The 15297-nt window shown below is 49.0% G+C and carries 16 protein-coding genes and 1 pseudogene; 16 read left to right on the top strand and 1 reads right to left on the bottom strand.

The annotated features are described in order from the left end of the window. Positions 1–12: 12 nt before the first annotated feature. A complete protein-coding gene (locus tag ACTTKA_RS01640; RefSeq protein WP_442713070.1) occupies positions 13–195 on the bottom strand; it encodes a hypothetical protein in 183 nt (60 codons plus the stop codon). A gap of 592 nt (positions 196–787) precedes the next feature. On the opposite strand from ACTTKA_RS01640, the gene ACTTKA_RS01635 reads away from it, so the two are divergent. The 16 genes and pseudogenes from ACTTKA_RS01635 to ACTTKA_RS01560 all read left to right on the top strand — a co-directional run bounded on the left by ACTTKA_RS01635 (position 788) and on the right by ACTTKA_RS01560 (position 15296). After that, positions 788–2776: a urocanate hydratase gene (locus ACTTKA_RS01635; RefSeq protein ID WP_442723717.1), complete on the top strand. Its 1989-nt coding sequence runs from the start codon at positions 788–790 to the stop codon at positions 2774–2776. A gap of 4 nt (positions 2777–2780) precedes the next feature. Further along, positions 2781–3791 (top strand): DUF6624 domain-containing protein, encoded by a 1011-nt coding sequence (locus tag ACTTKA_RS01630; RefSeq protein WP_060831063.1) that lies wholly within the window; start codon positions 2781–2783, stop codon positions 3789–3791. Positions 3792–3911: 120 nt separating this feature from the next. Beyond that, positions 3912–4397 carry a hypothetical protein gene (locus ACTTKA_RS01625; RefSeq protein WP_060831062.1) on the top strand — a complete coding sequence of 162 codons (486 nt, stop codon included), beginning with the start codon at positions 3912–3914 and terminating at the stop codon, positions 4395–4397. Positions 4398–4508: 111 nt separating this feature from the next. Further along, entirely contained in the window at positions 4509–5405 is an 897-nt protein-coding gene (ftcD, locus tag ACTTKA_RS01620) for a glutamate formimidoyltransferase (RefSeq protein WP_442723716.1), read from the top strand. Between the two features lie 57 nt (positions 5406–5462). Further along, positions 5463–6701: an imidazolonepropionase gene (hutI, locus tag ACTTKA_RS01615; RefSeq protein WP_046825565.1), complete on the top strand. Its 1239-nt coding sequence runs from the start codon at positions 5463–5465 to the stop codon at positions 6699–6701. 44 nt (positions 6702–6745) lie between these two features. Beyond that, complete coding sequence (locus tag ACTTKA_RS01610) at positions 6746–7126, top strand: four helix bundle protein (RefSeq protein ID WP_442723715.1); 381 nt, start codon at positions 6746–6748, stop codon at positions 7124–7126. 82 nt (positions 7127–7208) lie between these two features. Further along, entirely contained in the window at positions 7209–7838 is a 630-nt protein-coding gene (locus ACTTKA_RS01605) for a cyclodeaminase/cyclohydrolase family protein (protein ID WP_442723714.1), read from the top strand. A gap of 14 nt (positions 7839–7852) precedes the next feature. After that, entirely contained in the window at positions 7853–9352 is a 1500-nt protein-coding gene (gene hutH / locus ACTTKA_RS01600; protein ID WP_014224209.1) for a histidine ammonia-lyase, read from the top strand. A 425-nt stretch (positions 9353–9777) separates the two neighbouring features. Further along, positions 9778–11196 carry an adenosylhomocysteinase gene (ahcY, locus tag ACTTKA_RS01595; protein WP_442713063.1) on the top strand — a complete coding sequence of 473 codons (1419 nt, stop codon included), beginning with the start codon at positions 9778–9780 and terminating at the stop codon, positions 11194–11196. A gap of 61 nt (positions 11197–11257) precedes the next feature. Further along, a complete protein-coding gene (locus tag ACTTKA_RS01590; protein ID WP_442723713.1) occupies positions 11258–11410 on the top strand; it encodes a hypothetical protein in 153 nt (50 codons plus the stop codon). Positions 11411–11463: 53 nt separating this feature from the next. Beyond that, positions 11464–12177 carry a hypothetical protein gene (locus ACTTKA_RS01585; protein ID WP_442723712.1) on the top strand — a complete coding sequence of 238 codons (714 nt, stop codon included), beginning with the start codon at positions 11464–11466 and terminating at the stop codon, positions 12175–12177. A gap of 1 nt (position 12178) precedes the next feature. Then, positions 12179–12646 carry an Imm30 family immunity protein gene (locus ACTTKA_RS01580; protein WP_014225725.1) on the top strand — a complete coding sequence of 156 codons (468 nt, stop codon included), beginning with the start codon at positions 12179–12181 and terminating at the stop codon, positions 12644–12646. Between the two features lie 98 nt (positions 12647–12744). Next, entirely contained in the window at positions 12745–13683 is a 939-nt protein-coding gene (locus ACTTKA_RS01575) for a hypothetical protein (protein ID WP_442723711.1), read from the top strand. Between the two features lie 11 nt (positions 13684–13694). Further along, positions 13695–14579 carry a hypothetical protein gene (locus ACTTKA_RS01570; protein ID WP_046825998.1) on the top strand — a complete coding sequence of 295 codons (885 nt, stop codon included), beginning with the start codon at positions 13695–13697 and terminating at the stop codon, positions 14577–14579. 250 nt (positions 14580–14829) lie between these two features. Then, positions 14830–14913 (top strand): annotated as a pseudogene (locus tag ACTTKA_RS01565) (adenosylhomocysteinase); the annotation flags it as partial. 119 nt (positions 14914–15032) lie between these two features. Next, positions 15033–15296, top strand: coding sequence for a tetratricopeptide repeat protein (locus tag ACTTKA_RS01560; protein ID WP_060831792.1), 264 nt, complete (start codon positions 15033–15035; stop codon positions 15294–15296). The last annotated feature ends 1 nt before the right edge of the window (position 15297 follow it).

Here is a 15297-nt window from a genome sequence, read left to right as displayed (position 1 = left end):
CAGGTAGTTCCATTACCACCCGATGGGTAGCTCGGAGGCACCCGTCGGGCGGTTCTTTATTACCCGAAGGGTAGCTCCGAACGTATCGACGGGCGGTTCCGGAATACTCACCGATGACATCGGAACTACTTCCGGTACGTACCCGAACCACCCGACACCTGCTTCGGAACGTATCCATGGGTAGTTCCGAACCACTCACCCATACGTTTCCAACTACCAGCCGATACGTTCCGAACTACCCATCGTCAGGTTCCGGACCGGTCATAATCTATTTCCGAACGCTTTCTCTTTGTCATTCCGAACGCAGTGAGGAATCTCGCCCCGGAAAAGAAGGAGATTCTTCGCTTCGCTCTGAATGACAAAAAATGATGTTCGAACGCCTCGGCTTTCAGTCTTGGGTCTCGGGCCTCGGGCGGTGAGCCGACGGAGCAGCAAGCAGGGCGAAAGAAAATCAGGCTGTCCGAGCAAAGCGAGTTACCTGATTTTCCGACCTGCAAGCGTCGCGAAGGCGTGCGAAGCGCACGAAGCCTTGACCTTTGGGTTACTCTTGGGTCAAACAGAAAAGAGATTCTTCGCTTCGCTCTAAATGACAAAAAAAGGGAGCTAAGTAGCAAGAGTAGTAAAGGTTGTAAAGAATTACGAATGATGATGGCTGAATGTTGAATGACAACTCAACCTTTGAAGGATTCTTTGTGCTTCGCTTTTCATAAACTTGTTTTTGTTTCTCCTTTTTTCTTTCTAACTTGCGCCCCCAATGATAGAATGTTAAACAATACAATAATAGAATATGAAGATCTCCCTTGAAAGCACGTTGCCTTCGTATCCGAAGTTTCAGGAAGGCATACGCCGCGCACCCGATCGCGGTTTCCGCCTCTCTCCGGCACAAACCGAAACCGCGTTAAAAAACGCCTTGCGCTATATTCCGTTCGAGTTGCACGAAACTCTTGCTCCCGAATTTTTAGACGAGCTGAAAACGCGTGGAAAAATCTACGGTTACCGCTACCGCCCCGAGGGCGACCTGAAAGCCCAACCCATCGATGCATACCGAGGAAAGTGCATCGAAGGCAAAGCTTTTCAGGTGATGATCAATAACAACCTCTGTTTCGATATCGCCCTCTACCCATACGAACTAGTCACGTACGGCGAAACGGGACAGGTATGCCAGAACTGGATGCAGTACCGTCTGATCATGAAATATCTGGAAGAGCTTACGCAAGACCAGACGCTCGTCATCGAGAGCGGACATCCGCTCGGCCTGTTCCGCTCCAAGCCCGACGCACCGCGCGTGATCATTACCAACTCGATGATGATCGGACAGTTCGATAACCTCGCCGACTGGGAGATTGCCGCACAGATGGGTGTCGCCAACTACGGTCAGATGACGGCCGGCGGATGGATGTACATCGGTCCGCAAGGGATTGTGCACGGCACATTCAACACCCTGCTTAACGCCGGACGCATGAAGCTGGGCGTACCGCAGGACGGTGACCTGCGCGGACATCTCTTCGTCTCGTCCGGATTGGGCGGCATGAGCGGCGCACAACCGAAAGCAGCAGACATTGCCGGTGCTGCATCGATCGTGGCCGAAGTCGATTACTCGCGTATCGAAACGCGCCACTCGCAAGGATGGGTGCAACGCATCACACCCCATGCCGGCGAAGCGTTCGAATGGGCGCACGATGCCATGAAACGTCGTGAACCGCTCTCCATCGCTTATCACGGCAACGTGGTCGATCTGCTCGAATACGCGGTGGAGAAGAACATCCATATCGAACTGCTGAGCGACCAGACATCCTGCCACGAACCCTACACCGGAGGATATTGTCCGGCCGGCATCTCGTTCGAAGAACGCACACGGTTGCTCAAAGAAGACCGTGAGAAATTCCATACGCTCGTCGACGCCTCGCTCCGACGCCATTTCAACGTCGTGAAAGAGCTTGTAGCCCGCGGCACCTACTTCTTCGACTATGGCAACTCATTTATGAAAGCCATCTACGACAGCGGCGTGAAAGAGATCTCGAAAAACGGCATCGACGACAAAGACGGGTTCATCTGGCCGTCATACGTCGAAGACATCATGGGGCCCGAACTGTTCGACTACGGCTACGGCCCCTTCCGCTGGGTTTGCCTGAGCGGCAAACACGAAGACCTGATCAAGACCGACCGCGCCGCCATGGAGTGCATCGACCCTCACCGCCGCGGACAAGATATGGACAACTGGATTTGGATTCGCGACGCCGAGAAAAACCGGTTAGTGGTAGGCACACAGGCACGCATCCTCTATCAGGATGCCGTAGGACGGATGACCATCGCATTGAAGTTTAACGAGATGGTACGCAAGGGCGAGATCGGCCCCGTTATGCTCGGCCGCGACCATCATGACGTGAGCGGCACCGACTCCCCCTTCCGCGAGACCTCGAACATCAAGGACGGTAGTAATGTGATGGCCGACATGGCCGTACAGTGCTTCGCCGGCAACTGCGCCCGCGGGATGAGCCTCGTAGCGCTGCATAACGGAGGAGGCGTGGGCATCGGCAAAGCCATCAACGGAGGCTTCGGCATGGTGTGCGACGGCAGCGAACGCGTCGATCAGATTCTGCGTTCGTCCATGCTCTGGGACGTGATGGGAGGTGTAGCCCGCCGCTCGTGGGCACGCAACGCGAACGCCATGAGTACCGTCGCCGAATTTAACCGGTCGCATGCCGACGGGTATCATATCACGGAACCGTATCTGGTGAATGAGGAGTTGATAAAGCGCATACTCAAACAGGAGTAATAAGATGTCAAGATTACGTAATAAGCGAATCGCTTCCCTGATTTGTACTCGTCTAACGATGCTTTTCGTTTGCATCTTCTTTTGGGGAGAGGGTAAAGCCCAATCATCGGAAGATTTAATCGGTCGATGCATTACTTTTCTGGAAGCAAGTGACAGTATCGCTTTCAGGAAGGTCTATCCGGATATTTTTATGCGATATGCGGCGGAGGCTTCGAGAATTTATTTAGACAGTGCCATTCATCAAGGTGATCGACAGGCCGTTCAATCCTACTTGGAGAGCTTGACAGCCGCCCCCGAATTAGACGCTTTAGCGTATTATTACCTCTCGAATACGGAATATCATCCCTTCTTCCGGTCACTGTCGGGCTGGGAGAAGTATGAAAGATGGCTCGACTCCGTAAAGTCCGTACCTTATGCCGACATCCGCGACGAAATATGGCGTATCCAACGCGAAGATCAAGGAATCAGGGTATTGTGGATCAATCTGCCGAAAGAGACAGCTGACACCACTAAGGCACAAGTTCGGAATGAAATGCGGCGTGTAGACGAGCGAAATACCCGACGTGCAGCACAGATTCTCGATGCTTTCGGCAAGTGGCCGGGAGCGGATGTGTTAGGAGCATCGGCCGATCAGACGCTTTGGCTATGCATCCAGCATGCTGACCAACGGCCGGAAGTAGCTGTCCGCTACTTGCCGATGCTGAAGGCGGCTGTTGATGAAAAGCGCACAGTTCCGATGTACTATGCTTATCTGGTAGACCGTATCCGTATGCATGAAGGACGCGAGCAAGTCTATGGAACGCAGACTTATAAAATAAAAGAGGAGGATGGACGTTCGTTCTTTTTCGTCGTTCCCATCGAAGACGTCGAACATGTAGACGAACGACGTGCCGCGATGGGCATGGGACCGCTCGCCGAATATCTCGAAGGGATGGGACAGAAATGGGACTTGGTCCAATATCAAAAAGATCTGCCCAAAATTTGGACGTATTACCGACGATCGAAGATGAAATAAATGGTTGGTAAAATGAATGTACAAACATGATTGCAAGAATAAACAAATAGAACGCATGATGAACTCTATCAAACCATACGGTACGCAAACAGTCAATTCATTCACTTATATTCAATACTTATGAAACGTACATGCTATTTAATTATCACGGTTCTGTCGTTTATGGCACTATCGTTCGCTTGTGAAAAAGAAAAAGACATAGAGTTCTCGGATACTGACTATCTTATTTTTGGACATTTTTATGGAATGTGTCAAGGAGAAAAATGCATCGAGATTTTTAAATTAGAAAAAGCGAAGTTGTTTAAAGATATCCGGAAGAAATATCCTTCATCAGAAGACTTTTATGTCGGGGAATATGTGGAGTTATCGCAAGAGAAATTCGAGGCGACAAAAGATTTGATTGATTATTTCCCGAAAGACTTACTCAAAGAAAAAGAGAGAAGAATAGGAGAACCGGACGCTTCAGACGGGGGAGGACTTTACATTGAATATTATATCGGAGGAGTCCGAAAATTTTGGATTTTAGATAAGATGAAAATGAGAGTTCCCAATAAATACCATGTATTTATAGATAAAGTAAACGAGAAAATAAAACGATTAAGATAAATCTGAGGCAAGAAAAGACAGTGAAGTTCCCTCGATAAACCGTATAAAAGTGCACTTAAACTTCTCTAAAAAAGAATAATTATACATAGATACTCAAAATAACAATCATTTATGAACAAAATTATTGAATGTGTCCCCAACTTCAGCGAAGGGCGCGACAAAGAAAAAATCGAGAAAATCGTGGAGTGTTTCCGCGGAAAAGACAATGTAAAACTATTGGATTACAACAACGACGAAGATCATAACCGCTTAGTCGTTACCGTGGTGGGCGAGCCTGCTCCGTTACGGGATGCCGTGATCGAGGCGATCGGCGTAGCCGTGAAACTGATCGACCTGAACAAGCATAGCGGCCAGCATCCCCGCATGGGATCGGTAGATGTGGTGCCGTTTATCCCGATCAAGAACACGACGATGGACGAAGCCATTGCCCTCTCGAAAGAGGTGGCCGAGCAGGTGGCTCAACGGTATGCCCTGCCCGTATTCCTCTACGAGAAATCGGCTTCGGCGCCTCACCGCGAGAATCTGGCCGCCGTACGCAAAGGCGAATTCGAAGGGATGGCCGAGAAGATCAAACAACCCGAATGGCATCCCGATTTCGGTCCGGCCGAGCGTCATGCGACGGCGGGAACGGTAGCCATCGGAGCACGGATGCCGCTCGTAGCTTACAACGTGAACCTCAATACCGGCGATCTCTCCATTGCCGATGCCATCGCCAAGAAAGTGCGTTTCCTCGGCGGCGGCCTCCGCTTCTGCAAGGCCATGGGCGTGGAACTGACCGATCGCGGCATCGTGCAGGTGTCGATGAACCTGACCGACTTCACGAAGACGGCTATCTACCGTGCACACGAAATGGTGCGTATGGAAGCGCAACGCTACGGCGTGAGCGTCGTGGGCGCCGAAGTGATCGGACTCGTACCGATGCAGGCGCTGATTGACTGTGCCGAATATTATCTGGGAATCGAGAAATTCTCGATGGATCAGGTACTCGAATCGCGCATCATGGAGTAAACGCTTCGAACGATAATGCTTGTTCAGATTGATGGTAAACACATTTAAACGGATTCAATGAACAACCTGATCATAAAAAATGCGTCCCAAGTCGTTACATGCAGCGGCTTTGCCCCGAAACGCGGAAAGGAGATGTCGGAACTGCATGTCATCGAGCATGGGACGGTCGTTGTAACGGACGGAATCATTTCGCACGTGCTGAGATCGGGCGAACCGGTTCCCGTCAACGAAGCGGAGTATGAAATCCTCGACGGCACGGGTAAAGCGCTGTTGCCCGGTTTTGTCGATCCGCATACCCACTTTGTGTTCGGCGGCTATCGTGAGGAGGAATTCTCGTGGCGCATGCGCGGCGACAGCTACATGGACATCATGAATCGCGGAGGAGGCATCGTCAACACCACACGGGCTACGCGCGAAGCGTCGGAGGAGGAGCTGTTCGAAGCAGGCTGCCAACGGCTCGACGCGATGATACGCCTCGGCATCACGACCGTCGAAGGAAAGAGCGGCTACGGGCTCGACAGGGAGACCGAATTGAAGCAGCTCCGTGTGATGCGTCGCCTCAACAGCGAACACCCGATGGACGTCGTTCCCACGTTTATGGGACCTCATGCGACGCCGGCCGAGTGGAAAGGACGCGAAGACGAGTTTATCGACTTCAACATCCGTGAGATGCTTCCCCTTGTGGCGCAGGAGCAACTGGCCGAGTTCGCCGATATCTTCTGCGAGAAGAACGTCTTTACGATTGAGCAGTCGCGCCGTTACCTGCAAGCGGCCCGCGAGCACGGCTTCGAATTGAAGATTCATGCCGACGAGATTGTCCGGTTCGGAGGGGCCGAGCTGGCCGCCGAATTGAAATGTACTTCGGCCGATCACCTGCTGCAAGCCTCCGACGAGGGCATCCGCGCCATGGCCGAAGCGGGTGTGGTAGCAACTCTGCTGCCGCTCACCGCCTTCTCGCTGCGCGAAGAATATGCACGAGGACGTGAGATGATCGATGCCGGATGCGTCGTAGCGCTGGCGACCGACCTCAACCCCGGCAGTTCGTTCAGCGCCTCCGTACCGTTGCTGTTCGCCATCGCCTGTATTTATATGAAGCTCTCGCCCGAAGAGGCTGTAACGGCCTTGACGATCAACAGCGCGGCAGCCCTCCGTCGTGCCGACAAGATCGGCAGCATCGATGTGGGCAAGCAGGGCGATCTGGTGCTGCTGCAATTCCCGTCGTACAAGTTCCTGCCCTACCATGTAGGGATGAATATCGTGGAAAAAGTAATTAAGGGAGGAAGAGTGATTGAGTAACGAAGAGTGAAAAGTGAAGAGTGAAAAGTGAAGAGTGAAAAATTATGGCTGACTCCATTTTGAAAACGAAGAGTTATCATTTTGCGATAAGGATCGTCAGACTTGCTCAAATGCTTCAGAGCGACAGGATGGAGTTTGTCTTAAGCCGTCAGATTTTGAGAAGCGGAACATCCATAGGTGCCTTGGTTCGAGAAGCGGAGTTCGGTCAGAGTAAAGCCGATTTCGTTCATAAAATGAGTATTGCGCTAAAAGAAGCTAACGAAACGCATTACTGGTTGTCTTTGATTTTTGATACCGGCTATATGGAAGAGAATCTTTCCGTTTCCTTAAAAAAGGATTGCGAAGAAATCATTTCATTGCTCGTATCGACCGTAAAGACATCCAAAAAAAGCCTGAAAGAAAAAGAACGATCCCCCAACTTTTAATTTTTAGTTTTTCACTTTTAGTTTTTAGTTTTTAGTTATTCACTTTTCGTTTATCGTTTTTCACTAAATAAATTAGAAGAATATGAACTTACAAGATTTAACAGTCAAAGAATTTATCGACAAAGTAACCGGCAACGATCCTGTGCCGGGTGGAGGAAGCGTGTCGGCCCTGAATGGTTCGCTGGCAGCTTCGTTAGCGGCTATGGTAGCCAATCTGACCGTGGGGCGTAAGAAGTACGCCGAGGTCAACGACGAGATGGAGGAGCTGTCGGCACGTCTGACGGGCTTATCCGCTCAATTATTAAACGATGTAGACCGCGACGCCGAGGCGTACGACCGCGTCTTCGCAGCCTTCAAGTTGCCCAAAGAGACGGACGAAGAGAAGGCCGTTCGCACGGAAGCCGTCCAGCGTGAGACGAAGTATGCCGCCGAGGTACCGATGGAAGTAGCCCGTACGGCTCACGCCATGTTGCCGCTTATCGATACGGTCGCGCGCAAAGGCAACAGCAACGCGGTAACGGATGCCTGCGTAGCCATGATGTGCGCCCGCACGGCCGTGCTGGGAGCGCTGCTGAACGTGCGTATCAACCTGACGTCGATTACCGACGAGGCGTTTGTGAAAGAGATGAGCGCCGAGGCCGAACGGCTCGAGCGGGAGACGCTCGCCTCCGAACAGCAGGTGCTCGAATACGTTAAAACAGTTTTCCAATAAATACAGACTACACTATGAAGAACGTATATCAAATCGGTTCCGGCGAACTGACCTTCGACATTATCGAACAGATCATCAGTGAGAACCTCAAACTCGAACTGGCGCCCGAAGCTCGTCGGCGCATTCAGACGTGCCGCGACTATCTTGATGCCAAAATAGCGGCCTCGTCCGAACCGTTATACGGCATCACCACCGGATTCGGATCGCTGTGTAACAAAAACATCTCGATGGACGAACTGGGAACGCTTCAGGAGAACCTCATCAAGAGCCATGCGTGCAGCGTGGGCGAAGAGATACCGCCTGTCGTAATCAAGCTGATGATGCTGCTCAAGGCCTACGCCCTCTCGTTGGGGCACAGCGGCGTGCAGGTAATCACCGTGCAGCGCATCCTCGACTTCTTCAACAACGACGTGATGCCGATCGTGTACGACCGCGGCTCGCTGGGCGCATCGGGCGACCTCGCCCCGCTGGCCAACCTCTTCCTGCCGCTTATCGGCGTGGGCGACGTCTATTACAAAGGGAAAAAGTGCGAGGCCATCAGCGTGCTCGACGAGTTCGGCTGGGAGCCTGTACGGCTGATGAGCAAGGAAGGACTGGCGTTGCTCAACGGTACCCAATTCATGAGTGCCAACGGCGTATTTGCGATTCTGAAAGCGCGCCGTCTCTCGAAAATGGCCGACCTGATCGCCTCCCTTTCGCTCGAAGCCTTCGACGGACGCATCGAGCCGTTCATGGATTGCCTCCATCAGATTCGTCCGCACAAGGGACAGATCGAAACCGGCGAAGCCTTCCGCCATTTCCTCGAAGGCAGCGAAATCATCGCTCAGCCCAAAGCGCACGTGCAGGATCCGTACTCGTTCCGCTGCATCCCGCAGGTACACGGTGCGACGAAAGATGCCATTCGTTACGTGGCCTCCGTATTGCTGACCGAGATCAACTCCGTAACGGACAACCCGACCATCTTCCCCGACGAAGACCTGATTATTTCGGGCGGGAACTTCCACGGTCAGCCGCTGGCTATCTCGTTCGATTTTCTGGCTATCGCGCTGGCCGAGCTGGGCAATATCTCCGAGCGACGCGTGGCACAGCTGATTATGGGCTTCCGCGGACTGCCCGAATTCCTCGTCGCCAATCCGGGGCTCAATTCCGGCTTTATGATTCCGCAATACGCCGCAGCCGCTATGGTGAACCAGAACAAGATGTACTGCCACGCTGCTTCGAGCGACTCGATCGTCTCGTCCAACGGACAGGAAGACCACGTGAGCATGGGCGCAAACGCCGCCACGAAGCTCTACCGGGTGATGAACAACCTGGAACTGATTCTGGCCATCGAACTGATGAATGCGGCGCAAGGCATGGAGTTCCGCCGGCCGCTGAAAAGCTCCCCCATTCTGGAACGGTTCATGCACGCCTATCGCAAGGAAGTGCCTTTCGTCAAGGACGATATCGTGATGTATAAAGAGATACATAAGACGGTCGCCTTCTTGAAAAGAACGCAGGTAGACCATCTGTAATCACCGACCGGCGAAGAAGAAGAGCCGCACAAAAGAGGCTGACTTTACTTTTGAGGCAGCCTCCTTTTTTTATTGCTGTTCGATAAAAATAAATTGAAAGCTCCAGATTCCTTTATCCATCTTCACTACAAGCATTTTCTTCTTATAAGGGCTTGTCCATTGAGTTCAAATAGTAATCTTTATAAAATCTCTTGTTTTTGTGAGATAAAAACGAATACGGGCTGAATAAGTTAACAAAGCATCGTTTTAAAGTCGTTTTTTTACATCGGTCGTAGGAAAAATTTTTATTGGACCGCAAAAATTATTCTTCAAAGCTAAAGATCCATTTGTTGGAATGCTTGAACTATATAGACCTTGCCGGTGTCTGTCAACGGTTATATCCAAAATTTTCATACCTTTGCGCCATAAAATCATACAAGAAAGTTATGGCAAAGGAAACAACGAACACGCTGCCCTATAAAGTGGCAGACATTACACTGGCGGATTTCGGACGCAAGGAAATCGAAATCGCCGAACACGAAATGCCGGGGCTGATGGCGCTGCGCAAAAAATATGCGGATAAGAAACCGCTTCAAGGTGCACGCATCACCGGATCGCTGCACATGACCATTCAAACCGCCGTTCTGATCGAAACACTCGTAGACCTTGGCGCCGATGTACGCTGGGCAAGTTGTAACATCTTCTCTACGCAAGACCATGCGGCAGCCGCTATCGCCAAGGCCGGTGTGCCCGTATTCGCGTGGAAAGGCGAAACGCTTGAAGAATATTGGTGGTGTACTGATCAGGCGCTACGTTTCCCCGACGGTAAAGGCCCGAACCTCATTGTCGACGACGGAGGAGACGCCTCGCTGCTCTTCCATCAGGGATATGCGGCCGAAAACGATCCCCGGATCCTTAAACGCAAAGCAGCCAATCACGAGGAACAAGTAATTCTGAACCTCCTCGAAAGCATCCATAAGGAAAACCCGCAACGCTGGCACAATATGCTTAAGGAAATGAAAGGCGTATCGGAAGAAACAACAACCGGTGTACATCGTCTCTATCAAATGATGGAGCGCGGCGAACTGCTCGTGCCTGCTATCAATGTAAACGACTCGGTGACGAAATCGAAGTTCGACAATCTATACGGCTGCCGCGAATCGCTGGCCGACGGGATTAAGCGCGCTACCGATGTGATGATTGCCGGAAAGGTCGTAGTAGTAGCCGGATACGGCGATGTGGGCAAAGGCTGCGCTCATTCGATGCGTTCGTACGGGGCCCGTGTGATCGTAACGGAGATAGACCCCATCTGCGCACTACAGGCTTCGATGGAAGGCTTTGAAGTAACAACCATGGAAGAAGGTATAAAAGAAGGCGATATCTTTGTGACCACAACCGGTAACTGCGATGTCATCACCATCGACCACATGAAGGCGATGAAAGACCAGGCAATCGTTTGCAACATCGGACACTTCGACAATGAGATTCAAGTCGAAAAACTGGTCACATTCCCCGGTATCAAGCATCAAAATATCAAACCTCAGGTCGACAAATACACGTTCCCCGACGGGCATTCGATTTTCCTGTTGGCCGAAGGCCGTCTTGTCAACCTCGGCTGTGCAACCGGACATCCCTCGTTCGTAATGAGTAACTCGTTTACGAACCAGACATTGGCACAGATCGATCTCTGGCAAAAGAAGTACGAAGTTGGCGTTTACTGTCTGCCGAAACACCTCGACGAAGAAGTGGCACGGCTGCATCTCGAGCGGGTCGGCGTCAAACTCACGAAACTCACCCAAAAACAAGCCGATTATATCGGCGTTCCGGTAAACGGGCCGTTCAAGTCGGACATCTACCGGTATTGATATACAGTCGAACGGCGCTGCTCCCACTTCAGAAACAGCGCCGTTCCTGTCTTTATACGATATGATAAACCATACATTGATGGTCTTACTTGGCATCTTCTACACATTGGCGGCCGCCTCGGCTGCCTGCGGTGCCTCACGCGAAGAAGAACGCAGCTTCTGGAGTAAGTTGCGGAGAAAGCAGGAACTTGGATCTATCGTAATTCTGCCGTAAATTTGCTGGCCAACCCTCAGGACTTTCTGGCAGCACAACAGGAGAACAGGGCCATGTTGGAAACCCTTGCCGACAAGGCCGCCAATATGAGTGCGGAGGAATGGGGTGATTTTGCCGGGCAGGTGCTATTCGAGGTGGGCACAGAGGTTGCCACCGCAGGAGGAGCCGCAGCTCTTACAGCCGTAAAAGCTGCCGACAAGGTGGTAGATGTGGCAAAGGTTGCCAATCGGGTCGATGATGTATTGGATACTGTCAAGGCATTGGATAAGATTGATGATGCAGCAGATGCTGCTAAAGCATTGGATAAAGCAAAGGTGCCCAAACTGACCAATCCAGTGATGAGACAGGCAGACGATATAGATTCCTTTAAATTGTTAGATACAGAAGGAAATGTTGGTAGCTTTGATGAACTTGTAAAAGCAGGGACTATGGGAGATAATATTACTCCTCATCATATGCCATCTGCAAAATACCCAGAGATTAATACGGATATCAAATATAAAGATGGTGTGGCGATGAATATGGAGCAGCCCTCCCCGGGAAAAGGAGGACGACATAGAAAGACGTCTACATACAACAATAATATGACAAAAGCTGAACAGCAATCATATTGGAATTTGTCTCCGAGAGAAGCATTAGCTCATGATATTAATGATGCAATAAAGATTTATAAAGAACAAGGTTTATACAATGATAAGATTAGAGAAGGATTGCTTGAAGTGATTATAAGAAATAAAGAAAAATATCCTGATTTATTCAAAAAATAGCATGAAATCGATAGAAGATTTAAGACTCCAATTGGTGAAAAATAAATTGATGAGAACTCAAGAAGAGGTAGAGTTGTTTGAGTCAGCCATGAATGAGTTATATAAAGAACCCAATCTGAATAATATTGATTATTTCTGTGAGGCATTTAATGATGCCACAGAGCACCATGAGGTGATGTTTGGGCTGGTACATGGAATAGAAAATTATTGCAAGTTATTCGGTGTGGATAACTATTTTGATAAGCTAGTAGATGCTTTGGCTAAAATGGATAACAATTCAATTGGATGGCAAAATATAATATTCTATAGGATATTAAATACTGATTGGGGGAGAAAAGCTTTAGCCGATAAATTAAAACAAAAGAATGATGATATAAGAAATTTCATCCTATGTGCTATTAATCGAATCAAGCAGGAAGACAATGAGAGATTTGGTTATAAAGCAGATGAAATACTTAATACATTTTAGATTACACCCTCCGTCCCTTATTGTTAATATTCAAAATTTAAACAACACTAAAAATATCGGCCGGCTTCGCCGACCAGCTGAAGCAAGACGGCGAGACATTGAAATCTCTTGGCAATCTGGCCGGTAAGGCGGGAACTTGGATGTATCGTAATTCTGCCGTAAATTTGCTGGCCAACCCTCAGGATTTTCTGGCAGCACAACAGGAGAACAGGGCCATGTTGGAAACCCTTGCCGACAAGGCCGCCAATATGAGTGCGGAGGAATGGGGTGATTTTGCCGGGCAGGTGCTATTCGAGGTGGGCACAGAGGTTGCCACCGCAGGAGGAGCCGCAGCTCTTACAGCCGTAAAAGTTGCCGACAAGGTGGTAGATGTGGCAAAGGTTGCCAATCGGGTCGATGATGCATTGGATGCAGCCAAAGCGTTGGATAAGCTGGATGATGCAGCTGATATAGCTAAGGCCGCCGACAAATTGGATGATGCAGCAGATGCTGCTAAAGCTTTGGATAAAGCAAAGGTGCCGAAATTGGAACCTCCAGTGAAAAATATAGACGAATTTCTTTTCGACTATAAAAAATATCGCTTACGTGAGGGTGAAAAATTAGGGGACTTTGGCGAAACTATTGCAAAGGATTATTATCGTTCTTTAGGGTATGATGAGTTTTATGCGGTGCAAAATAAATCTGGCAATGGTGTAGATATTGTAGCCAGAAACTCCCAAACGGGAGATATGGTAAAGGCAGAAGTCAAAACGACCCAACAAGATAAGCTCTGGAATGGTGGTAAAACAAAGGAAATACCGCTAAGCAAGGATCAGAGACAGATGGGAGGTGAGCATTATACCAATGACAGATTAAATAGAGCTGCAAATGGTGATGATGGGTACACTGATGGCAGAAGTTCTGAACAAGCAGAAATGGCATTAGAGGCGCAAAGAGAAGCAATAAATAATGGCGCTGAAGTTAAGACAGAAAAAATAGATATATATGTGGAGCAGAATGGGACATTACGAGGGGAACCGCAAGTCAGAAAATGGTAAAAAAAGAATATATGGACAAGTTTAAGAAACTGAAGTTATATGCTTTAAAGAAAAAAACGCACCAGATAGATAAGCACAATGGGCATTACACTAATTCAATGAGAGATATTCAAAACTTCATAGAAGGAGTGAAAGGTAGATCCATAATTGGGTTAAAATTTGAGAGAATATCAACCTGGCTTCATTGGGAATTTATGTTTAATTTCCTAAATAACGAAAAAATAGATTCTCATGGATTGGAATTGTCTACAATTTTTGCATTAGAGTCTGTTAATTGGGATTACTTCTTGGGCAAAGATGTTGAGAAATATAATGAATCCATCCAGTTTCATAAAGCGATAAAACACATGGCTCAAGCTTTGTTGTTAGGGTGGGATGAATTGGCCGTAAAATATGGACATCTGTTAATCAAGATGCTTTATGGCAAGCAGTACGAAGGCTGGCATCCAGCGTACAAGCATCCATGGTTTATGTTGGAAATCTTCTGTAAATGGCAAAAAATAGAGCTTGACTACAGCAAACTCAATTACCCTAAGGATATGGGCGTTTATATTGAAGCATTAAAGTGCTGGGATACAACAGATACCACATTGCTGGCAAAGATAATAAATGACCTTACGGACTTCCATATCGCAGAATCAGACGAGAATGAATATGAAGACCGTACTCCGGATTTTCCGTCATCGGATTACTTCATTTTTCCGATAGAAATGCTCTTATGGCTAAACATCCGCCAGAGGATCGGATTGCCAGACTATACACCAGACAACGAGTTGATGAATATGCCTATCAACAACTGGCATACCCAACAAACGGAGATTCCCCGAATAGAAATCATTGAGCGAGCAAAACAAAAATTACTGCAAGATTGTCCGGAAATTAGTTTTGAGTTGTAGTGTGACTTAGGGAGACGGATGACTACAGGCTATTCGTATTCCATTTCCTCGAAGGGGTTGATGTATGAGTGCCGAGAAGTATGTTCCCGAGAGAGTTTAGCTGTATTTTTATTTCAACGAAGAATTGCCCTGTAGAAGTATCGAAATTTTGTTGGCGAAGAAAATTTCACCTTTCCTCTAAAAGGTATTTTTGTGATTCCTTAAAATCCTGCCCGATAACACCCAAATCCAGCTGTTTTGGTCGCCATAACTCACGAAACTCACCCAAAAACAAGCCGATTATATCGGCGTTCCGGTAAACGGGCCGTTCAAGTCGGACATCTACCGGTATTGATATACAGTCGAACGGCGCTGCTCCCACTTCAGAAACAGCGCCGTTCCTGTCTTTATACGATTTTTACAGCAGATGATCTTTTCCGTTCACAAACAAGTCCCTATCTTTGCCGCATGAACATGAACGAGATAAAACAACTCATCCGTGAAGGCCAAACTGCCGACGCTATCCGCCGGCTTGATGCCTACCTGACCGACCATCCCGAGTCGGACGAAGCCTTTTTCTTACGTGGCAATGCATATCGTAAGCAGGGCAACAGCCGCGAAGCATTAAATAACTATTTAGCAGCGACGGCATTGAACCCTGACAGTCCTGCCCATCGCGCGTATCAGAGCGAGATCGAAATCCTCGATTTCTTCGACAGGAATCTGTATAATCAGTGAA

The organism is Tannerella sp. (assembly GCF_052170195.1).
Classification (GTDB): Bacteria; Bacteroidota; Bacteroidia; order Bacteroidales; family Tannerellaceae; genus Tannerella.
Note: the sequence above shows the minus strand (reverse complement) of the source record. Positions and strands in the feature narration are given on the sequence as shown.

Coding starts and splice junctions, on each gene's coding strand:
- ACTTKA_RS01635 (WP_442723717.1), top strand. CDS start 788: ATGAAGATCTCCCTTGAAAGCACGTTGCCTTCGTATCCGAAGTTTCAG.
- ACTTKA_RS01630 (WP_060831063.1), top strand. CDS start 2,781: ATGTCAAGATTACGTAATAAGCGAATCGCTTCCCTGATTTGTACTCGT.
- ACTTKA_RS01625 (WP_060831062.1), top strand. CDS start 3,912: ATGAAACGTACATGCTATTTAATTATCACGGTTCTGTCGTTTATGGCA.
- ftcD (WP_442723716.1), top strand. CDS start 4,509: ATGAACAAAATTATTGAATGTGTCCCCAACTTCAGCGAAGGGCGCGAC.
- hutI (WP_046825565.1), top strand. CDS start 5,463: ATGAACAACCTGATCATAAAAAATGCGTCCCAAGTCGTTACATGCAGC.
- ACTTKA_RS01610 (WP_442723715.1), top strand. CDS start 6,746: ATGGCTGACTCCATTTTGAAAACGAAGAGTTATCATTTTGCGATAAGG.
- ACTTKA_RS01605 (WP_442723714.1), top strand. CDS start 7,209: ATGAACTTACAAGATTTAACAGTCAAAGAATTTATCGACAAAGTAACC.
- hutH (WP_014224209.1), top strand. CDS start 7,853: ATGAAGAACGTATATCAAATCGGTTCCGGCGAACTGACCTTCGACATT.
- ahcY (WP_442713063.1), top strand. CDS start 9,778: ATGGCAAAGGAAACAACGAACACGCTGCCCTATAAAGTGGCAGACATT.
- ACTTKA_RS01590 (WP_442723713.1), top strand. CDS start 11,258: ATGATAAACCATACATTGATGGTCTTACTTGGCATCTTCTACACATTG.
- ACTTKA_RS01585 (WP_442723712.1), top strand. CDS start 11,464: ATGTTGGAAACCCTTGCCGACAAGGCCGCCAATATGAGTGCGGAGGAA.
- ACTTKA_RS01580 (WP_014225725.1), top strand. CDS start 12,179: ATGAAATCGATAGAAGATTTAAGACTCCAATTGGTGAAAAATAAATTG.
- ACTTKA_RS01570 (WP_046825998.1), top strand. CDS start 13,695: ATGGACAAGTTTAAGAAACTGAAGTTATATGCTTTAAAGAAAAAAACG.
- ACTTKA_RS01560 (WP_060831792.1), top strand. CDS start 15,033: ATGAACGAGATAAAACAACTCATCCGTGAAGGCCAAACTGCCGACGCT.